The 20,154-nt window shown below is 68.8% G+C and carries 19 protein-coding genes; 8 read left to right on the top strand and 11 right to left on the bottom strand.

Translation table 11 applies throughout. From position 1 onward, the window contains the following. Positions 1–2: 2 nt before the first annotated feature. The 5 genes from mltG to fabD form a co-directional block, all read right to left on the bottom strand. Positions 3–1,106, bottom strand: coding sequence for an endolytic transglycosylase MltG (mltG, locus tag GGD82_RS01280; RefSeq protein WP_246163668.1), 1,104 nt, complete (start codon positions 1,104–1,106; stop codon positions 3–5). Positions 1,107–1,114: 8 nt separating this feature from the next. After that, positions 1,115–2,374, bottom strand: coding sequence for a beta-ketoacyl-ACP synthase II (fabF, locus tag GGD82_RS01275; RefSeq protein WP_150060569.1), 1,260 nt, complete (start codon positions 2,372–2,374; stop codon positions 1,115–1,117). A 238-nt stretch (positions 2,375–2,612) separates the two neighbouring features. After that, positions 2,613–2,849: an acyl carrier protein gene (locus GGD82_RS01270; protein WP_150060570.1), complete on the bottom strand. Its 237-nt coding sequence runs from the start codon at positions 2,847–2,849 to the stop codon at positions 2,613–2,615. Positions 2,850–3,119: 270 nt separating this feature from the next. Further along, positions 3,120–3,860 carry a 3-oxoacyl-[acyl-carrier-protein] reductase gene (gene fabG / locus GGD82_RS01265; RefSeq protein WP_150060571.1) on the bottom strand — a complete coding sequence of 247 codons (741 nt, stop codon included), beginning with the start codon at positions 3,858–3,860 and terminating at the stop codon, positions 3,120–3,122. A gap of 55 nt (positions 3,861–3,915) precedes the next feature. After that, a complete protein-coding gene (fabD, locus tag GGD82_RS01260; protein ID WP_150060572.1) occupies positions 3,916–4,872 on the bottom strand; it encodes an ACP S-malonyltransferase in 957 nt (318 codons plus the stop codon). Between the two features lie 493 nt (positions 4,873–5,365). On the opposite strand from fabD, the gene rpsF reads away from it, so the two are divergent. The 8 genes from rpsF to GGD82_RS01220 all read left to right on the top strand — a co-directional run bounded on the left by rpsF (position 5,366) and on the right by GGD82_RS01220 (position 11,182). Continuing rightward, positions 5,366–5,818, top strand: coding sequence for a 30S ribosomal protein S6 (gene rpsF / locus GGD82_RS01255; protein WP_150060573.1), 453 nt, complete (start codon positions 5,366–5,368; stop codon positions 5,816–5,818). A 3-nt stretch (positions 5,819–5,821) separates the two neighbouring features. After that, a complete protein-coding gene (rpsR, locus tag GGD82_RS01250) occupies positions 5,822–6,052 on the top strand; it encodes a 30S ribosomal protein S18 (RefSeq protein ID WP_092784960.1) in 231 nt (76 codons plus the stop codon). A gap of 58 nt (positions 6,053–6,110) precedes the next feature. Further along, the gene (locus GGD82_RS01245; RefSeq protein ID WP_150060574.1) at positions 6,111–7,097 is read left to right on the top strand and encodes a hypothetical protein; all 987 of its coding nucleotides are present in this window, start codon (positions 6,111–6,113) and stop codon (positions 7,095–7,097) included. Next, positions 7,097–7,705 carry a 50S ribosomal protein L9 gene (gene rplI / locus GGD82_RS01240; protein WP_150060821.1) on the top strand — a complete coding sequence of 203 codons (609 nt, stop codon included), beginning with the start codon at positions 7,097–7,099 and terminating at the stop codon, positions 7,703–7,705. The genes GGD82_RS01245 and rplI overlap by 1 nt, the downstream gene beginning before the upstream one ends. Positions 7,706–7,887: 182 nt before the next feature. After that, positions 7,888–8,853, top strand: coding sequence for a site-specific tyrosine recombinase XerD (locus tag GGD82_RS01235; protein ID WP_150060575.1), 966 nt, complete (start codon positions 7,888–7,890; stop codon positions 8,851–8,853). Continuing rightward, the gene (locus GGD82_RS01230) at positions 8,850–10,094 is read left to right on the top strand and encodes a D-alanyl-D-alanine carboxypeptidase family protein (protein WP_150060576.1); all 1,245 of its coding nucleotides are present in this window, start codon (positions 8,850–8,852) and stop codon (positions 10,092–10,094) included. The genes GGD82_RS01235 and GGD82_RS01230 overlap by 4 nt, the downstream gene beginning before the upstream one ends. A gap of 165 nt (positions 10,095–10,259) precedes the next feature. Further along, positions 10,260–10,751, top strand: a complete 492-nt coding sequence (locus GGD82_RS01225; RefSeq protein ID WP_150060577.1) for a Dps family protein — start codon at positions 10,260–10,262, stop codon at positions 10,749–10,751. A 257-nt stretch (positions 10,752–11,008) separates the two neighbouring features. Next, positions 11,009–11,182 carry a hypothetical protein gene (locus tag GGD82_RS01220; RefSeq protein ID WP_170284104.1) on the top strand — a complete coding sequence of 58 codons (174 nt, stop codon included), beginning with the start codon at positions 11,009–11,011 and terminating at the stop codon, positions 11,180–11,182. 113 nt (positions 11,183–11,295) lie between these two features. Here the strand turns inward: GGD82_RS01220 and GGD82_RS01215 are convergent, their stop codons facing one another. The 6 genes from GGD82_RS01215 to GGD82_RS01190 all read right to left on the bottom strand — a co-directional run bounded on the left by GGD82_RS01215 (position 11,296) and on the right by GGD82_RS01190 (position 20,077). Continuing rightward, positions 11,296–12,174: a DMT family transporter gene (locus tag GGD82_RS01215; RefSeq protein ID WP_150060578.1), complete on the bottom strand. Its 879-nt coding sequence runs from the start codon at positions 12,172–12,174 to the stop codon at positions 11,296–11,298. A gap of 63 nt (positions 12,175–12,237) precedes the next feature. After that, positions 12,238–14,685 carry a GcvT family protein gene (locus GGD82_RS01210; RefSeq protein ID WP_150060579.1) on the bottom strand — a complete coding sequence of 816 codons (2,448 nt, stop codon included), beginning with the start codon at positions 14,683–14,685 and terminating at the stop codon, positions 12,238–12,240. Positions 14,686–14,757: 72 nt separating this feature from the next. Further along, a complete protein-coding gene (locus GGD82_RS01205; RefSeq protein WP_150060580.1) occupies positions 14,758–15,444 on the bottom strand; it encodes a sarcosine oxidase subunit gamma in 687 nt (228 codons plus the stop codon). Beyond that, positions 15,425–18,487, bottom strand: a complete 3,063-nt coding sequence (locus GGD82_RS01200; RefSeq protein ID WP_150060581.1) for a sarcosine oxidase subunit alpha family protein — start codon at positions 18,485–18,487, stop codon at positions 15,425–15,427. Before GGD82_RS01200 ends, GGD82_RS01205 begins: the two co-directional genes overlap by 20 nt. Beyond that, entirely contained in the window at positions 18,484–18,798 is a 315-nt protein-coding gene (locus GGD82_RS01195; protein WP_150060582.1) for a sarcosine oxidase subunit delta, read from the bottom strand. The genes GGD82_RS01200 and GGD82_RS01195 overlap by 4 nt, the downstream gene beginning before the upstream one ends. A 25-nt stretch (positions 18,799–18,823) precedes the next feature. After that, entirely contained in the window at positions 18,824–20,077 is a 1,254-nt protein-coding gene (locus GGD82_RS01190; RefSeq protein WP_150060583.1) for a sarcosine oxidase subunit beta family protein, read from the bottom strand. Between the last annotated feature and the right edge of the window lie 77 nt (positions 20,078–20,154).

Here is a 20,154-nt window from a genome sequence, read left to right as displayed (position 1 = left end):
GGTCACTCTTCGCCTTGCTCCCTGAGAAACCGGCGCCATCGTGCCACGTTTCGGTTGTGCTCCGCTAGGGTCCGGGCGAATGCGTGCCCGCCGGACCCGTCCGCCACGAAGTAAAGATCGTCGGTATCCATCGGATTCAGAACGGCCAGCAGCGCATCGCGGCCGGGATTACAGATGGGGCCAGGCGGCAGCCCATCAATGACATATGTGTTGTATGGCGTTTCGCTGCTCAGGTCCTTACGCCACAGCGGCCGCCCCAGATCGCCGTCCGGCGCCAGACCGTAAATCACAGTCGGGTCGGATTGCAGGCGCATGCCCTTGCGCAAGCGATTGATGAAGACGCCCGCCACATGGGCCCGCTCCGAAGGTACGCCGGTTTCCTTCTCCACGATGGAGGCCAGGATCACCGCTTCCTCCGGCGTGTCGAACGGCAGCCCCTCCGATCGCAGGACCCACAGCTCATCAACGGTTTCCTGCATGGCCGCCATCATGCGCCGCACGACCGCGTCCCGCTGCCCGCCTCGCGTGAAGTGATAGGTTTCCGGCAGCAGGCTGCCTTCGTCCGGCTCCAGGGTAATGGCCCCTTCCAGGCCCTCCGCCGCACGGACAAGGTCCAGCACCACCGGAACCGTCAGGCCCTCGCTGACGGTAATCCGCCGCGCGATCACGTCGCCCCGCGTGAGGATGTCGAGCGCCCCTTTCGGGCTCACCGCCACGTCGAACCGGTATTCCCCGGCCTTCAGGTCCCGGGCCCGGCGTTCGATACGCGCGCTCCACTCGAAGATGAGGGGGTCCCGGATCACGCCGTTCTGGACCAGAAGATCGGCGATTCCGCTCAGCGTGGTCCCGTGCGGCACGACGACGGTCACCGGCTCCGTCAGGGGACCCGGTGTGCGATACGCATCCTGGAGGTAGGTCCAGCCGACATAGCCGGCGACCACGGCCATGCCGGTCAGCAGCGAAACCAGCATGGCCAGCGCCCGCACGATCCCGCCGCCCGGCCGTTTGGCTCGGCGGTGTTCGGCGCCTCCTCCGCCGCGCCCCGTCGCCACACCGGGCTGAGGTTGCGGCGGGCCGCCGTCGTCCCTATCGGGTCCGTCCGCCATGGACCGGCTCAGGGCGCCGGCCCGAAGATCAGGCTGGCATTCGTGCCGCCGAAGCCGAAGCTGTTCGACAGCACGTGGCGGACCTTACGCTCCTTCGCTTCCTTGGCCACGAGGTCCATATCGCAGCCCTCGGACGGGTTCTCAAGGTTCAGCGTCGGCGGCAAGACTCCGGTGTTCATGGCGAGCAGCGAATAGATCGCCTCGACGCTACCGGCCGCGCCCAACAGGTGCCCGATCGCCGACTTGGTCGAGGACATGGAGACGGACGCAGCGTGCGGACCGAACAGGCGCTTGACGGCGTCATGCTCGATCTCGTCGCCCAGCGGCGTCGAGGTGCCGTGCGCGTTGATGTAGTCGATGTCCTCGGGGTTGAGGCCGGCGTTGCGCAGCGCGCCCGTCATGGCGCGGAAGCCGCCATTACCGTCCGCCGCCGGCGCCGTGATGTGGTAGGCGTCGCCGGACAGCCCGTAGCCCTTGACCTCGCCGTAGATCTTGGCGCCACGGGCCTTGGCGTGCTCGTACTCTTCCAGCACAACCACGCCCGCGCCCTCGCCCATAACGAAGCCGTCCCGTTCGCGGTCCCACGGACGCGACGCCTCGGACGGGCGGTCGTTGAAGCCCGTCGACAGCGCCTTGGCCGAGCAAAAGCCCGCAAGCCCCAGACGGCACACCGCCGATTCCGCGCCGCCCGCGACCATCACGTCGGCATCGCCGTACGCAATCAGGCGGCTGGCGTCGCCGATGGCGTGCGCGCCGGTCGAGCAGGCCGTCACCACCGCATGGTTCGGCCCCTTGTAGCCGTACCGGATGGAGACGTTGCCAGAGACCAGGTTGATGAGGTTCGCCGGAATGAAGAAGGGGCTGATGCGGCGTGGCCCGGACTTCTCCAACGTCAGCGCGCCCTCTGCGATGCCCTTCAGGCCACCGATGCCGGAGCCGATCATGACGCCGGACCGCTCCCGATCCTCGTCCGCCTCGGGCAACCAGCCGGAATCCTTCACCGCCTCGTCGGCAGCGGCCATGCCGAAGACGATAAACTCGTCCATCCGGCGGCGCATTTTCGGTTCCACGGTGGTGTCCGGATCGAATGCACCGGGCGCATCGCCTCGCGGCACCATGCCCGCGATGCGCGCGGTCAGATCGGAGACCTCGAACGCGTCAATGGCCCGGATACCGGACTTGCCGTTCGTAATGCTGTCCCAGTTGTGCGCAACGCCCACGCCCAACGGAGTGACCATACCCATTCCGGTGACGACGACTCGTCTCATGTCCCCTGCCATGTCTTATGCCTTGCCTGCCCCGGGACCAGGGCCGGCCTGCCCACGGGATCATGCTCGCGCGACCCCGGAGGCCCGCACCAGTAAGGCTCGCCGGCTCCCCCGCGCCGGACCCGTAAGCACCGGGGCCGTCCGGACCGAGCCCACGCACGCGGAGATCCGCGGCGGGTAACCCGGGCCGGGCAACCCTGGTTCAACGGCGCGCCCGACGGAGCGAGGGCGGCCGGTGTTACTTCGTGTGCTCGTTGATGAACGCGATCGCATCCTTGACGGTCAGGATCTTTTCGGCCGCGTCATCGGGGATTTCACACTGGAACTCTTCCTCGAAGGCCATGACCAGTTCGACGGTATCCAGACTGTCGGCCCCCAGATCGTCGATGAAGCTGGCGTTCTCGGTCACCTTGGACTCTTCGACGCCCAGGTGCTCAACCACGATCTTCTTCACGCGCTCGGCGACATCACTCATCTTGCTTCGTCCTTGAATGAAAGGGTCCTGGAAAACGGGAGCAGAGTGGGAACGGCTGTTCCCGGTTGGGGCCTCGTCACAAAGACGCGGACCCCCGTGCGCTTCGGCCGACTGACGGGGTCGCGACGGCTGTCGTCATGCCGCGCGATGTCGAACGGAGGCCGGACAATCGAGACGGGCTACCTAACACACTTACCCTGCCTTGACTAGCGCCGGGACAATCCCCAAAGGGCTTCCGGCCGAAGCATTTTCGCATCGTGGAGCAACGGCTCAAATCATCGCCATGCCACCGTTGACGTGCAGCGTCTGACCGGTGACATAGCCCGCTTCGTTGCTCGCCAGATAGACCACGGCGGACCCAATATCCGCGCCCGTGCCCATGGCGCCCGCGGGAATAGCGGCCAGCAAGCGCGCCTTCTGGTCATCGGACAGGGCGTCCGTCATGGCCGAGGTGATGAACCCAGGCGCCACGCAGTTGACCGTGATGCCGCGCGGCGCGACCTCGGCCGCGAGCGACTTCGACATGCCGATCAGCCCGGCCTTGGAGGCCGCGTAGTTCGCCTGCCCCGGATTGCCGGTCACGCCCACGATGGACGTAATGGACACGATCCGGCCCCAGCGCCGCTTCATCATGCCCTTGAGGGCCGACCGCGACAGACGGAAGGCTGCGGTCAGGTTGACCTCCAGCACCGCGCTCCAGTCGTCGTCCTTCAACCGCATGGCGAGTTGGTCGCGCGTCAGGCCGGCGTTGTTCACGAGAATGTCGAGGCCGGTGCCCGCCTCAGCCTCCGCGGCTGCGACGAGGCCGTTGACGGCGTCGGCATCGGACAGGTTGCACGGCACGATGGGGCAGCGGTCGCCAAGTTCGGCGGCCACGGCCTCCAGCGCCTCGCGCCGGGTCCCGGAGAGCACAACGGTCGCGCCCCGGGCGTGCAGCGCGCGCGCAATGGCGCCGCCGATACCGCCGGACGCGCCGGTCACCAGCGCGGTCTTACCGGTCAGATCGAACATGAACGGAGAATCCTTGTCGTACGGGATCTAAGGGTGGTCCGGCGACGGACGGGTCTCAGAGAGACGTCAGGAAGGCCTCGACATCGGCCGGCGTGGACACCGCGATGCCGGTTAGGCTGCGGTCGATGCGCTTCGCCAGACCCGACAGAACCTTGCCGGCCCCCAGCTCCACGAGGGTCTCGACGCCCGCGTCCTTCATATAGAGCACGCTCTCGCGCCACCGCACCGCACCGGTCACCTGTTCGACAAGGCGGGCCCGGATCTCCTCGGGATCCTCAATGGCGCGCGCCAGCACGTTCGCCACCACGGGCGGGTCGGGCGGCAGCATGGTCACCTGAGCCAGGGCTTCCGCCATCGCGTCGGCGGCCGGCGCCATCAGGGCGCAATGGAACGGCGCGCTGACCGGCAGCATCACCGCCCGCTTGGCCCCCCGGTCGGCCGCCACCTCGACCGCCAGCTTCACAGCTTCGGTGTGGCCCGACACCACGACCTGCCCCGGCGCGTTGTCGTTGGCGGCAGTACACACGCGGTCACCGGCGACTTCGGCCGCGATCGCCTTGGCGGCGTCGACATCCAGGCCCAGAAGAGCCGCCATCGCGCCCTGCCCGACCGGAACGGCGCGCTGCATCGCCAGACCCCGAGTCTTCAGAAGGCACGCCGCGTCTCGGAGCGAAAAGGTCCCGGCTGCAGCAAGCGCGGAGTATTCTCCCAGCGAATGCCCGGCGACGAAACGCCCGGCGTCGGCGAGGCGCACACCGCCCTCGCGCTCAAGCACACGAACCACGGCCATCGAGACCGCCATCAGCGCGGGCTGCGCGTTCTCCGTCAGCATCAGCGTTTCCGCCGGCCCCTCAGCCATCAGCCGGTACAGCGGCTGCGACAGGGCGTCATCCACTTCCTCGAACACCTCACGGGCCGCCGGGAACGCCTCGGCGAGGGCCACGCCCATTCCAACCGCCTGAGACCCCTGACCAGGGAACACAAAGGCCCGCGTCTGACCTGCCTGCGACATTGTAAGAATGTCTCCCTCCCTCGCCCGCACCACTTCGTTGACGGCACTGCGGGGTCTTCGTTGCGACCGCGACTCCACATCGCCGGCCGCCGCCACCATGGCGCGCCCGTGGGTCCGGACCAGTTACGGTTCTCGCGCCGCCCCGCGTGTCCGTGCTGGTCAATCGCGTCTGGATTCAAGCGCTTCCCGCGCCGGAACGCAAAGCAGACGGGTTCGGGCGGCGGCACAGTGTTAAACCCTGTAACACTTGTCAAGGTTCCCTTGCACGCAGAGGCGCAATGTGTATAGTGCGCCCTCCCGCCCCGCCGGCGATGTCGGCGGGCGGGTTGTGTATTGGCCTGCCGAAGGCCCGCCCCGGGATGCCGGGGTCGGGACAGACACCAGTCCTTTACCCTTGCCGGACGCGACCGGCTATGCCCGCCTCGATGCTGGCGCCCAAGGGGGGCCGGACCCGGGTTGCGGGATGAGACAAGCCAAAAGGGGCAAAAAAACCATGGGTTTGTACGAGACCGTGGTGATCGCGCGTCAGGATCTGTCGGCCGCTCAGGTCGACCAGATCGCCGAACAGACGACGGCGGTTATCACCGAAATGGGTGGCTCGGTCACCAAGAAGGAATACTGGGGCCTGCGCAGCCTCGCGTACCGCATGAAGAAGAACCGCAAGGGCCACTACTTCATGCTGAACGTGGATGCGCCACCGCCTGCGCTGCACGAGGCCGAGCGTCGCCTCCGCCTGAACGAGGACATCGTCCGCTATATGAGCATCCGCGTCGAGGCCCTGGATGAGGGCCCGTCGATCATGATGCAGAAGAACGAGCGCGGCGACCGTCCGGAACGCGGCGGCCGTCGGGATCGTGGAGATCGCGGCGACCGGGGTGACCGCGGCGATCGTGGTGACCGCGGCGACCGCGGTGATCGTCCCCGTCGTCAGGAAGCAGGAGAGTAAGTCATGGCGCGACGTCCATTCTTCCGGCGGCGCAAGACCTGCCCGTTCTCCGGCGCCAATGCGCCGAAGATCGACTACAAGGACATCCGGCTGCTGTCGCGGTACGTGTCCGAGCGCGGCAAGATCGTGCCCAGCCGCATCACCGCCGTCTCCGCCAAGAAGCAGCGCGAACTCGCGCGGGCGATCAAGCGGGCACGGTTCCTGGGCCTTTTGCCCTACGTCATCCGCCAGTGACCGGACGGGCACCGCAGGGTGCCCCGTGAGAACCTGGCAGGGACTCGGCTAGGCCGCCATGCACCCTACCGTCGCACTCGCCGTGGCCGCTGGCCTCGCGAACGCTGTTTTGTTCGCCAGTCCGGTGCTGATGGGGCCGAGCGCCCTGATGGCGTGGTGTGTCTCCCCCATGCCGCTGATCCTCGCCGGCCTGGCGTTGGGTCGGCTGGGGGGCGGGATCGCGGCCGGCGTAGGCTTGGTCACGGTGCTGCTCGTCGGTGGCTCCGGTCTGTACGCGGCGACGTATGCCGTCTCGGACCTGCTGCCCGCGTTGCTGATCGTGGGGCTGGCCCTGCGGCCGTATCCCGGGGTCACGGCCCCGGATCCGCGCCGGGCGGAGGACTGGTACCCACCGGGAGCAATCCTGGCCCGACTGGCGCTGGCGCCGCTGCCCATTCTGGCGGCGCTGACACTGGTCGACGCGGGTGACGCCGGCGACTTGCGCGACCTCGTGCGGGCCACCGTCGAAGGGGTCATGAGCGCGCAGGCGCCCGGGAGTCCGTTCGCCACCATGGATCCCGCCATCCGCGCGCAGTGGGTGGACGCCATGGTGCGATGGTTCCCCGGGGTCATCGCGCAGGTGTGGCTCCTCCGGGCGGTCGGGTCGGCGTTGCTGGCCCATCGGCTGGCGCGGTCTCTGGTCGGGTACGTGGGACGTACCGTTCGGGCGATGGCGCCGGTCCTGATGGCGCTGACCTTGCCGAGTTGGTATGTCGCGCTCCTCCTGGGAGTCACGGGGCTTGCCCTCGTCACGGGCGGATCGGTGGGCTACATCGCCGAGTCCGCCGCCGTGTTCCTGGTGGTGCCGGTGCTGCTGCTGGGGCTGAAGCTGGTCCATGCCGGCGCGCGCACGACGCCGCGTCCGGTGTGGTTGCTCAGCCCGTTCTATATCGTGCTTGTGTTCGTGTCGGGCCTGGGCTACGTCGCCCTGGCGCTGGCCGGACTGGTGGAATTTTCGCTTTCCTTGCGCCGGCGTGCGGCCGGCCGGGCCTCGGAGGAGGAATGATGGACGTCATCCTGCTGGAACGCATTGAAAACCTGGGCTTCATGGGCGACATCGTAAAGGTGCGTCCGGGCTATGCCCGCAACTTTCTCCTGCCGCAGCACAAGGCGCTGCGCAAGACGGACGCCAACTTGGCCTACTTCGAGGCCAAGAAGGTGGAACTGGAAGCTCGCAACCTGAAGCGCAAGCAGGAAGCCGAGGACGTCGCCGCCCGCATGGCCGGCGTCTCTCTGGTCCTGGTGCGCCAGGCCTCCGAGGGCGGCCAGCTCTACGGCTCCGTAACCGCCCGTGACATCGCGGACGCCCTGAAGGAAGAGGGCTACGACGTCGGGCGCTCCCAGGTGCAGCTCAACACGCCGATCAAGCTTCTCGGGACCACCGAGGTCCGCATCGGCCTGCACTCGGAAGTCGCCGTAACCGTGCCGGTCACCGTGGCCCGGAGCCTGGAAGAGGCGGAGCGCGCCGCCGAAGCCGAAGCGGCCGCTGCGGAAGCCGCCGAGGCGGGTCTGCCCGAGGACGACGCGGACCTCGACGGCGACGAGATCGACGTGGATGCCGAAGAGGCCTGGATCGAGGACGGCGGCGTCACCGACGAGTCCGACCCCGATTAAGACTGTCCCGGCCCCGTCCGCACGCCGGTTCGACACCGCCCGGATCCGCCCATCTCTCGCCGCGTGCGAAGGGGGGGTGATCTGGGCGGTGTTCGGCCCCCCTGGACAAGGGTTCCCGGATCGGGTTTCGTGTCCGGCATGGGGGTCGTAAAACGGGGATGGGTCGGGCCGGGAGCGACGCCATGATGTCGCGCCACATCGAGACGTTTCTGGAGATGATGGCGGTGGATCGGGGGGCCTCCCCGAACACCCTGGATGCCTATCGCCGGGATCTCGAGGCTCTGACCGCGTTCTTGGGCGCCACGCCCCCCGAACGCGCCAGCACGAATGACCTCCGGGCGTTCCTCCAGCATCAGGCCGCGCAGGGCATGGCCCCGCGGACGACCGCCCGACGCCGCTCCGCGCTGCGCCGGTTTTTCGGGTTCCTGGCCGCCGAGGGTCGCCGGCCGGACAATCCGGCCGATATTCTCGACGCCCCCCGCACCGATCACGCCCTGCCCCGCCTGCTCGATGAAGCCGAGGTCGAGCGGTTGCTCGATGTCGCCCGTGCCTGGGACGGCCCCCATGGCCTGCGCGCTTCGGCCCTGCTCGAAGTCGTCTACGCCGCCGGCCTGCGGGTGTCGGAACTGGTCGGCCTGCCCCTGGCGGCCGTCGCCCGTGACCCCGAGGTCCTGCTGGTGCGCGGCAAAGGCGACAAGGAGCGCGTCGTCCCCATCGGCGCCCCGGCCCGCGCAGCGATCCGTACCTATCTGCCGGTACGAGAGACCTTCCTGGCCGCGACGGGGCGGTCCCGCACCTTGGGTCAACGGTTTCTTTTCCCCTCCCGCGCGGCGGCCGGCCACCTGACCCGCGACGGCTTCTCCAAGATGCTGAGCGAACTGGCGGTGCGCGCTGGGCTGCCGCCGTCGCGGCTGTCGCCCCACGTCCTGCGCCATTCCTTCGCCACCCACCTGCTGGCGCACGGCGCCGATCTGCGCGGCGTGCAGGCCATGCTCGGCCACGCGGACATCACCACGACGCAGATCTACACCCACGTGCTCGATGCCCGCCTGCGGGCCCTGGTGGGGGAGCATCATCCGCTCGCCGATCTCGCCGTCGACCCGTCCCACGGGACCGGGTCCGAAACAGAACCAGGGGCCGGACCATGAGAACCGCCGCGCGCGGAATCGCTGGGCTGCTGCTGGTGTCGGTGCTGGGGCTGGCAGGGCCGCCGATCTCCCCCGCCCGCGCGTTCGACGAGCGCGGCGCGCACATCGTGGTGGACGCCGCAACCGGTCGGATTCTCGCGGCGAACAAGCCGAACCATCCCCGGTATCCGGCCTCGCTGACCAAGATGATGACGGTGCTCATGCTGTTCCGGGCCTTGGAGTCCGGCGCCATCACACCACAGACGCCGATTCCGATGTCCGCCAACGCAGCGGCGGCGAACCCGGTCAAGCTGGGGCTGGCGCCCGGCGACTCGATCACGGTAGCGGAGGCCATCCCTGCGTTGATCGCGCGCTCCGCCAACGACGTTGCCGTGGCGGTGGCGGAATTCCTGGGCGGCACCGAAGACGCCTTTGCCGAAGACATGACCCGGGTCGCGCGGGTCGAACTGGGCATGTCGCGAACCACATTCCGCAACGCCTCCGGCCTGCCGGACGATGCCCATGTCACCACGGCGCGCGACATGGCGCGACTCGCGCGCACGCTCTGGCGGGACTATGCTGCGCAGTTCGGCGCCTTCGGCACCACCGTGTTCCATTTCCGGGGCGGCGCTCTGCCCACGTACAATCCGCTGTTGGCCTCGTACGCCGGGGCGGACGGCCTGAAGACGGGATTCACCTGCGCCGCCGGCTACAACCTCGCCGGCACCGCGCAAAGGAACGGCCATCGTGTCATCGCCATCGTGCTGGGAGCCGGCACCAGCATGGAGCGCAACACCACAATCACGACCCTGATGGATCGGGGCTTTGATCGGATCGCCGCTCTTGAGGATTTTGCGACGGAGACGAACCCGGCGCCCCTCGGTCTCGCCGCCCTGCCGACGCTGGATGCGCTGCGGGCGCCCCGTCCCCTGCGTGACCACGCAGCGCCGGATGTCGAAGGCTGCGGCGGGGTGTATGCCGGCGGTTGGGCGATCAACCTCGGTTCCACCGGTAGCCTGAGCAAGGCCCGATGGATGGCCAACCAGGCGGCCGAACGCTACGGCGGCAAGGCCCTCACGGTGCCGGTCGGCACCGGCGGGATGGTCAAGCACAACGCCTATGTGGCGGCCTTGTCCGCCGGCCAAGCGCGCTCCATCTGTGCCCAGCGCCAGCGGAGCGGCGAATACTGCGTCGTCCGGAGCCCCCGCATGATGTGGGCCTCGCAAGCAGCGGTGCAGCGGCTGCGACGCTCCATGCAGTGACGCCCCCCGGAACCCAACCGGGCGATCGAAAAAATCGAATAAAACGAATTGACCAATCCGTTGGACCCATAGATGTGCGCTCTGCATCGTATGGGCCTGCGAAGGCGCCGTGGTCCTCCGACCGCACAGCGTCCGCGCCCCAAACAAGAGAAGGAGCTTCGACCCATGACCGAACAGACTCGGCTTGCCCCGATCGCCAACGGCCTTGAGGACAACGCCCGCGCCAACGTCGCCGAAGGGCTGGCCACGGTGCTGGCGGGCACGTATGCGCTCGCCCTGAAGACCCAGAACTTCCACTGGAATGTGACCGGCCCGCGCTTCCGCGGCCTGCATGCGCTGTTCGAGGAGCAGTACACCGATCTGCAGGGCGCCAGCGACGAGATCGCCGAGCGTATCCGCTCCTTGGCCGCGGTTGCGCCGGGCGGCCTCGCCCGCTTCGCCGCGCTGAGCCCGGTCGAGGACGCGCCCGACGTGCCCCCGGGTGCGGATGCCATGGTGGCCCAGCTCGCTGCTGACAACGACACCCTGGCCCGCACGCTGCGCGGCCTGATCGGCGAGGCGGGCGATGCCGGCGATGAGGCGACCGCCGACCTGCTGACGGGCCGTCTGGCCACGCACGAAAAGGCCGCGTGGATGCTGCGCGCCAGCCTGGGCTGATCCGGTCCCACCGCGCACGGCGCCCCCGGTCTGGTCAGAAGGCCGGGGGCATGCGCCCCTCCCCGTCACCCTTTGCCTCTTCGTCCCTGCGGCGGAGCCGTTTTGAACACGCCTTACGTTTGTCAATATGTCCGCGGGACAATAAGGGTTGTTTACGTGGGCGATACGACTCCATACTGACAACAGGCCTAGAGTCAGGACCGTCTTTGCTTTCCTTCAGCCATGCCTCAATACGACTGACTGAGGAGACCGATCCCATGCTCAAAACCGCGACCGTGGCCTTCGTGGCCACCCTATTCGCCTCCTCCGCCGCACTGGCGTGCAGCGGATGGAAATCGGCCGATTCGAGCAAGCCGATCACCACGGCGCAGGCCGACACCGGGTCCCAGACGTCGACTCCGTGGACCGGCAGCGGCGCCCGGACGGACTGATCCGCGCGCAAGCGCCCCTCTTGCAGAGATGCGTTCGAAAGGCCGGCTGTTCGGAACAGCCGGCCTTTTGCATGGCTGGAGTCCAAAGTTGGGCGGAAGAGACCGGTGACCGGTCACGTGCCGGACCGGCTGCCCCGCCGAAGCAATGCCAGCGCGCTGTTGCCCGCAATCGCGCCGATGACCAGCACGCCCCCCACCAGAGTCATCCCGGGCGGCACCTCACCGACGCCGACCCAGGCCCAGAACGGTCCCAACGCGGTTTCGATCAACGCCAGCAGCGCTACCTCGGCGGCGGGAATGTAGCGGGCGCCGCTGGTGTACAGAGCCAGCGCCAGCGGCGAGACGATAAGCCCCATGATGGCGATGATACCGAAGTCATGCAGCGTGACGTCCAGCGGCGCGCAAAACGGCAGGACCGCCGCCGCCGACAGAATGCCGCCCAGCGCCACCACCGGCAGGGTGTCGCGATCGCCCGCCTTGCGCATCAGGACCAAAGCGAGCCCAAGGCAGACCGGCACCGACAGCGCGACAAGATCGCCGATCACGGTGCCGCCACCGAGGCCCACCGAGCCGCTCATGATGATGACGACCCCGGTGAACGACAGCGTCATGGCGATCCAGGTGCGCAGCCGCACCCGCTCCCCGATCAACGCCAGCCCGAACAGCGCGCTGACCATGGGAATGGTGGCAATGACCACCAGCGCGTTGGACACCGTGGTGAGGGTCATCGCCACCACGAAGGCAATGTTGGTCACACCCATCAGGACCGACGCCAGCAGGCCGCCCCAGCCAATGGCCTTCAGGTGCCGGCCCGTGTTTCGGCGCTGCCAAAACCCGACCACCGCCAGCAGGACCAGACCGAGGAAGAGACTCCGCCAGAACACGACCTGAAGCGGCTCCGCCTCCGCCACCAGCTTGACCAGCATGCCGTCCGGGCTGATGACCAGCATGCCGGCGGCGGAAAGAAGCAGACCTTTCAGATGGGGAGACATAGGGTGTTCCGAATCGCGAGGCGCGCGGCCGGCCCCGCCGGGGCCGAGCGGGAACCGCACGGATCAGGTCGGCGCCACACCGCGCAGGCGCAGGTTCTCCGGATCGTAGGGACTGTCCGGAATCACGGTCACCTTATGGCGTGTGCCGAGAATGTCCATGGATAGCTCCGTTCCCTCCGCCGCCGCCTCCGGCCGCAGCATCGCGAGGGCGAGCGAATACCCGAGCCGAGCGCCAAAGTTTCCTCCGGTCGCGCGCCCGACCACGCTGTCGCCGTCGTAGATCGGGTTGTTGCCCAGTGCGTCGGCGTCCGTCACATCGTGCACCCGCAGCGTTGCGAACTGGTTCCGAAACCCGGTCTCCTTCCACGTCAACAGCGCATCCCGGCCAATGAAATCACCCTTGGCCGGCTGAATGAACCGATCCAGGCCGGACTCATAGGCCGCATACTCGATCGACAATTCGGTACCCACCATGCGGTAGGATTTTTCGATCCGCAGGCTGTCCATGGCCCGGATGCCGAACGGCGCCAGTCCCAGGTCGCCGCCGGCCGCCATCAGCGTATCGAAAATGTGGTTCTGGTACTCGATCGGGTGGTGCAGCTCCCAGCCGAGTTCGCCGACGAAGCTGACCCGCAGCGCCTTCACCGGGGCCATGCCGATGTCGATCTCCTGTCCCGACAACCAGGGGAACGCGCCATTGGACAGATCGGCGTCGGTCACCCGCTGCAACAGGTCGCGCGCCTTCGGCCCGGTCACGACCAGCACGCCCATGGCCCCGGTCAGGTTCTGGATCTGGACCGAACCGTCCGTGGGGGCGTGGCGCCGGAGCCAATCGTGGTCGAGCCGCTGCAACGCCCCGGCCGAAACCAGATAGAACGCATCGTCCGCCTCGCGCTGTATGGTGAATTCGGAATGCACCCCGCCACGCGGCGTCAGGGCGTGGCACAGGGCGAGACGCCCGGCCTTGCGAGGCAGCCGGTTGGCCACCAGCCGATCGAGGAACGCTACCGCCCCCGGGCCGCTGACGCGCGCCTTGGCGAAGGCCGTCATATCCAAAAGGCCCACGTTTTCAGCCACGTTCCGGGCTTCATTCATCACATGCTCGAACCATGCGGAGCGGCGGAAGGACCAGTCGTCCTCGCGCGCGACACCCTCCGGCGCGAACCAGTTCGGCCGCTCCCACCCGAACTTCTGCCCGAACACCGCCCCCCGGTCGCGCATGCGCTCGTAGCACGGGGCGGTGCGCAGCGGTCGGGCCGCCGGCCGTTCCTCGTCGGGGTAGTGCACGGTGAAGACGTTGGCGTAGGCCTCCTCGTTCTTGCGCCGCATGTAGCCCTTGGTGACGTAGTCGCCGAAGCGGCGCGGATCGACACCCAGCATGTCGATGGTGGGCTGACCCTCCACGATCCATTCGGCAAGCTGCCAGCCAGCGCCCCCGGCGGCCGTCACGCCGAAGCTGTGGCCCTCGTTAAGCCAGACGTTCGGCAGGCCCCAGGCCGGTCCGATGATCGGGTTGCCGTCCGGGGTGTAGGCGATGGCGCCGTTGTAGACCTGCTTGACCCCCACCTCGCCGAACGCCGGCACACGGAACATCGCCCCCTCGATATGCGGCTCCAGCCGCTCCAGATCGCCCTGGAACAGCTCCCACTCCGTGTCGGGGTGCGGGTCGTCGACGTAGCAGCAAGGCGCGCCCTTCTCGTAGGGGCCGAGCAGGAGGCCCCCGTTTTCCTCCCGCATGTACCAGGCGTTATCGGAATCGCGCAGCACGCCCATGTCCGGCAAGCCCTGCTGGCGGCGGGCCACGATCTCCGGGTGCGGCTCGGTCACGATGAACTGGTGCTCGACCGGAATGACGGGAATATCGAGCCCGAGCATACGCCCGGTCTTGCGCGCGAAGTTCCCGGTGCAGCAGACGATGTGCTCGCAGGTGATCTCGCCCTTGTCGGTGCGCACCAGCCATTCACCGCCGCGCGTGCGCTCGATGCCCAGAACCGTGGTGTTGCGGTTGATCTCGGCCCCGCGCGCCCGCGCCCCCTTCGCCAACGCTTGTGTCAGGTCGGCGGGTTGAATGTAGCCGTCCGCCGGGTGCTGGATCGCGCCCACCAACCCCTCGATGTTGCACAGGGGCCAGATGTCGCGGACCTGCTCCGGCGTCAGGAAGTCGACCGCGACACCGATGGTCTGGGCGACGCCCGCGTACTGGTGGTACTCGTCCATGCGGTCGCGGGTCTGGGCGAGCCGGATGTTGGTGACGTTGCGGAAGCCGACATCCTGGCCGGTTTCCTCCTGAAGGCGCTGGTAGAACGCCACCGAGTACTTGTGAACCTGCCCGACCGAGTAGCTCATGTTGAACAGCGGCAGCAGGCCCGCCGCGTGCCAGGTCGAGCCGGACGTCAGTTCCCGCCGCTCCACCAGCACGACGTCGGACCACCCCTTGGCCGCCAGATGGTACAGGGTCGAGACGCCGACGACACCGCCGCCGATCACCACCACGCGCGCATGCGTTCTCATAGGCTAACTCCCTGTCTGTTCCGGCGGCCCGGTTCCGGCGACATGCGCCGCTCCGGCCGTATGTGTGTTCGGTCAGAAATCCCCCGGTTCGTGCGCGATGCCCGTCATGGCGTCGATCAGCCACGCCGCCGTGTACCGGGCGATGGAATTGCGCACCCAGATCTCAATGGCGTCAGCCCCCCCTTGCTGACCATTGGGCCCCTCCCCGTCGGTGACCCGCAGAACCGCGCGGGTGCGGCCCAGCAGGGTCTGCACACAGGCACCCGAACCCAGAACACGCGGATGCAGGTCCAGCGGACAGCCCTTCGACAGCACCAACCGCGCGCGCGGCCCGGTCAGCACAAGGGTCGTGTACATGTGCGACAGGTCGCAGACGGACAGCCACGGATCGTTGACCCGGGCATCGCGGATCGTGGCCTCCACGGCGGGCGCGGTGCCGTCCGGCCCGACCAGAAGCCACTCGTCCGGCCCCAGCCACATCGCGATGCGGTGACCGTCCGGGCTGGCGGTCCAGGTGTTGGGCGTGGTTGGCGGCTGCACACCCAACCGCGTGCCGATGTCCGCCAGCATGCCCTCCGTCGCACGCAGGTTCTGCACCGAGCGGGCGGGCGTGGTGCCCAGCCGGACCAAGGGGCCACTGGCCGCCGCCATCGCCCGGGCCAGCGGATAGAGCGGGTTTTCCCAGCGCCCACCCGGGCCTCCCGGCCCGTAGTCAATCTCGGAATAAGACCCGGTCGGTTCACGCTGCGGGGAGGCCATCACGGCGCGCTCCTTCCTTGTCGACCATCACGGGATCGCAGATCACCGCCGGCACCTCGCCCGACGGCAGCGCGACCGCCACGGTGTCGCCGATCCGCCCGCGCCCGCCGCTGACCAGGGCCAGCGCGAAGCCGGAGTCCAGCGTCGGGCTCCAGTAGGCGGAGGTGACGAAGCCGAGCATCGGCACCGGCGTGGCCCGGCGGCTGGCGCCCGTCTCCACGATCTGGCTGCCCTCCGGGATCACCCGGCGCGGATCCTTCGACCGCAGCCCGACCAGATGCCGCCGGTCCGGCCGCGCGGTATCGGACCGGCTGAGCGAGCGCTTGCCGATGAAGTCCGGCTTGGTTTTCGACACGATCCAGTCCATGCCCAGATCAACCGGCGTCTGGCAGCCGTCCGTCTCCTGCCCGACGATGATGAAGCCCTTCTCGGCGCGCAGAACGTGCATGGTCTCGGTGCCGTAGGGCGTCACCCCCAGGTCCACGCCCACGCGCAGGATGGCGTCCCACAGGGCGCCGCCCTGGTGCCAGGGCACGTTGATTTCGTACTGCAACTCGCCGGTGAAGCTGATGCGGAAGACGCGGGCGTGCAGGCCGGCGACGATCGCCGGGCGCCAGCTCATGAACGGGAACGCCTCCGGCGACAGGTCCTGACCGGAGGCCAACCGAGCCAGCAGCTCGCCCGCCAGCGGCCCGGCAAGACCGACCGTGGACCATTGCTCCGTCACCGAGGTCAGGCGCACCCGCAGGTCCGGCCATTCGGTCTGAAGGTATTCCTCCAGGTGATCCAGCACGGCGGCGGCGTTGCCGGTCGTGGTGGTCATCAGATACCGGGTGTCGTCCAGGCGCGCCGTGGTGCCGTCGTCGAACACCATGCCGTCCTCCCGGCACATCACGCCGTAGCGCACCCGCCCGACCGCCAGCTTGGACCACGCGTTGGTGTAGACCCGGTTGAGGAATTCGGCCGCGTCCGGCCCCTGGATGTCGATCTTGCCGAGGGTGGAGGCGTCGAGAACTCCCACGCCCTCGCGCACCGCCCGGCATTCGCGTTCGACAGCCTGCGCCATGGTTTCGCCCGCGCGCGGGTAGTACCAGGGCCGCTTCCATTGGCCCACGTCCTCGAACTCGGCGCCCAGGGCCACATGGCGGTCGTGGATCGCGGTCAGCCGCGCCGGGTCCAGATGGTCGCCCCGGTCGCGCCCGGCCATGGCGCCGAAGGTCACGGGTGTATAGGGCGGGCGGAAGGTGGTGGTGCCCGCCTGCCCCATCGGGCGATCCAGCGCCTCCGCCAGCACGCCCAGGCCGTTGATGTTGCCGGTCTTGCCCTGGTCGGTGCCGAAGCCGGTGAGGGTGTAGCGCTTGACGTGCTCGACGCTTTCCAGCCCCTCGCGCGCGGCCTGCCGGATGTCGTGCGCCGTGGTGTCGTTCTGGAAATCCACGAACGGCAGGCCCCAAGCGTGGTCCAGGCCGGGGGCCGGGCGGACCCGCCACAGGGGCGCCGCCGGTCTGATGGGCGGTTCGGGCTCACAGTCCGGTGCGGCCGCGGCCTCCGGCCCGGGATCGAAGCCGGCGCGGCGGGCGGCGTCCGCGCCGGCCACCGCGCCCTCCGCCAGCGTCCCGGCCAGATCGAACGTGCCGGCACAGGCGCCCGCCGACGCCACCGCCTGGGTGGCCTGTTCCGGCACGAACGCCAGCCGGTCGTCGTCATAGCGCAGCCGGCCGCCGGACTGGCTGAACAGATGCACCACCGGCGACAGCCCACCCGAGACCAGCAGCAGGTCGCAAGGGATCGTTTCCAGGCAATGCGGCACCGCACGCCCGTCGGCTTCGAGTTTCGCAATGCTGGCGCCGGTGATGTGGCGCGTGCCGGTCGTGCCCGCGACCACATAGCCGGTCATGATGCGAATCCCGGCGGCGCGGGCGGCGGCGGGCCAGCCCGGCCCCGGCGCCTCGCGGGCGTCGATGATGGCGTGAACGGTCGCCCCGGCGGCGTGCAGATCGAGCGCGGCCTCATAGGCGGCGTCGTTGGTGGTGAACAGCACCACCGAACGGCCCGGCACGACGCCCCAGCGATGCCGGTAGGCCTGCGCCGCCCCGGCCAGCATGATGCCGGGCCGGTCGTTGTCTCCGAACACCAGCGGACGCTCATGGGCGCCGGTCGCCAGCACGACGCGCGTGGCCCGGATATGCCACAGGCGCTGACGCGGCGCGCCAGCGGGGGCGTCGTCCAGGGGCAGGTGATCCGTCACCCGCTCCAGCGCCATCAGGTAATTGCCGTCGTAATAGCCGAACACGGTGGTGCGCGGCAGCACGCGCACGTCGGGACGGGCGCGCAGGTCCGCTTCGACCGCGTCGGCCCACGCCGGCCCGGGCTGCCCCTCCACCACGCGCGGACGGGCCAGCAGGCTGCCCCCCAGGCGCTCGTCCTCGTCCGCCAGAATTACGCGGGCGCCGGGCACTGCCGCCGTGCGCGCCGCCGCCAGACCCGCCGGACCGCCGCCGACCACCAGCACGTCACAATGCACGTGGCGCTGGTCGTAGCGGTCGGGATCGGGCAGCGGTGGGCAGGTGCCGAAACCGGCCGCGCGGCGGATCAGCGGCTCGTAGACCCGGTCCCACATCCAGCGCGAGCCATGCATGATTTTGTAGTAGAAGCCGGCCCCCATAGCGCGGGAGGCCAGGCCCAGCGCGGCACCCAGGTCGCGCTCCACCGAGGGCCAGACGTTGACGCTGTCCGCCTCCAGCCCGTCCACCAGCGCGGTCTGGGTGGCGCGTCCGTTCGGATCGGTGCGCGCGGGCTCGCCCGTCAGACGGCGCTGGATGAGGGCGCCCGGATCCTCCGCCCCGGCGGCCAGGATACCGCGCGGCCGGTGGTATTTCATCGACCGGCCGACCAGATGGATCCCGTTCGCGAGCAAGGCACTGGCGACCGTGTCACCGGGATGCCCATCCATCCATTCGCCGTTGAAGCGAAAGCGAATGCGGCGGCTGCGGTCGATCAAGCCGCCTTCGGACAGCCGGAAGTCCTGCGTGCGGTCGGTCATCGCCCCGCCTCCCGCTCTGGCAAACCGGACTCGCCGGAGACGGCTGGCCGGGGCTCTCCCATGCGGTAGACGGCCAACATCCGGTGGCTGACGGTGTCACGCAGCACGTTGAACCAGCGTCGGCACCCGGCGGCGTGACACCAGCGCTCCGCGAATTCGCCCTTTGGATTGTCGCGCAAAAAGACGTAGGTCCCCCAGGCCTCATCCGACAGCGCGGCCGGATCCGCGGGGCGGGCGACATGGGCCTGACCACCGTAGTGGAACTCGGTTTCTTCGCGCGGCCCGCACCAGGGGCATTCGATCAGCAGCATGACGACGGATCCCTCCCGGGCCGGTTTAATGCGCGACGGCGGCGGCGCCGTGCTCATCGATCAAGGCACCGCTGGTGAAGCGGTCGAGCGCGAACGGCGCCGCGACGGGATGCGGCGCGCCCCGCGCAATGGTGTGGGCGAACACGAAGCCGGACCCCGGCGTGGCCTTGAACCCACCCGTGCCCCAACCGCCGTTGATGAACAGACCCGGCACCGGCGTCGTGCTGATGATCGGGGAGGCATCCGGGCAGGTGTCCACGATGCCGCCCCAGGTTCGCATCATGCGCAGGCGGGCAAAGACCGGAAAAAGCTCCACCAACGCCGCCGTCTGATGCTCCAGCACATGGACGCTGCCGCGCTGCGCATAGCTGTTGTAGCTGTCGATGCCGGCGCCGATGACCAGTTCGCCCTTGTCGGACTGGCTGACGTAGACGTGGATGGCGCCCGACATCACGACGCTGTCGAGGATCGGCTTGATCGGCTCCGACACCAGCGCCTGAAGGGGATGCGACTGGATCGGCAGCCGGACGTCCGCCATCGCCGCCACCACCGAGGAGTGGCCGGCCGTGACGATCCCCACCTTCGGCGCACGGATGGGGCCGCGCGTCGTCTCCACGCCCGTCACGCGGCCGTCGCCGTCGCGGCGAATGCCGGTGACCTCGCAGCCCTGAATGATATCCACGCCGCGCGCATCGGCCGCGCGGGCATAACCCCAGGCGACCGCGTCGTGGCGGGCCACCCCGCCGCGCGGCTGAAGGGTCGCGCCCATGATCGGGTAGCGCAGCGTCTGCGACGTGTTGATGATCGGCACGGCCTTTTTCACGCCGGCCGGGTCCAGCCAGACGGAATCGACCCCGTTGAGGCGGTTCGCCTCCAGACGGCGCCGCCCGGCGCGAACGTCCTGGAGGGAGTGCGCAAGGTTCAGCACCCCCCGCTGGGACAGCATCACGTTGTAGTTGAGGTCGCGCGACAGCCCTTCCCACAGCTTCAGCGACGTTTCGTACAGCGCAGCACTTTCGTCCCAGAGGTAGTTCGAGCGCACGATGGTGGTGTTGCGCCCGGTGTTGCCACCGCCCAGCCAGCCCTTTTCCAGCACGGCCACGTTGGTGATGCCGTGCTCTTTGGCGAGATAGTAGGCGGTCGCCAACCCATGGCCACCGCCGCCGATGATGATGACATCGTAGGCCGCCTTGGGCTCCGGGCTGCGCCACAGGCGGGGCCAGTGGGCGTGGTGCGACAGCGCGTTGCGCGCCAGCGACCAGATCGAATACCGGCTCACGAGTCCCTCCCCGCGTGGCTGACCGGATCGACACCCGAAGCCCTTCGGTGCCCGCGAACGGCACGCATCGGGCGTCT

This window comes from Roseospira marina (assembly GCF_014197855.1).
GTDB lineage: Bacteria > Pseudomonadota > Alphaproteobacteria > Rhodospirillales > Rhodospirillaceae > Rhodospira > Rhodospira marina.
Note: the sequence above shows the minus strand (reverse complement) of the source record. Positions and strands in the feature narration are given on the sequence as shown.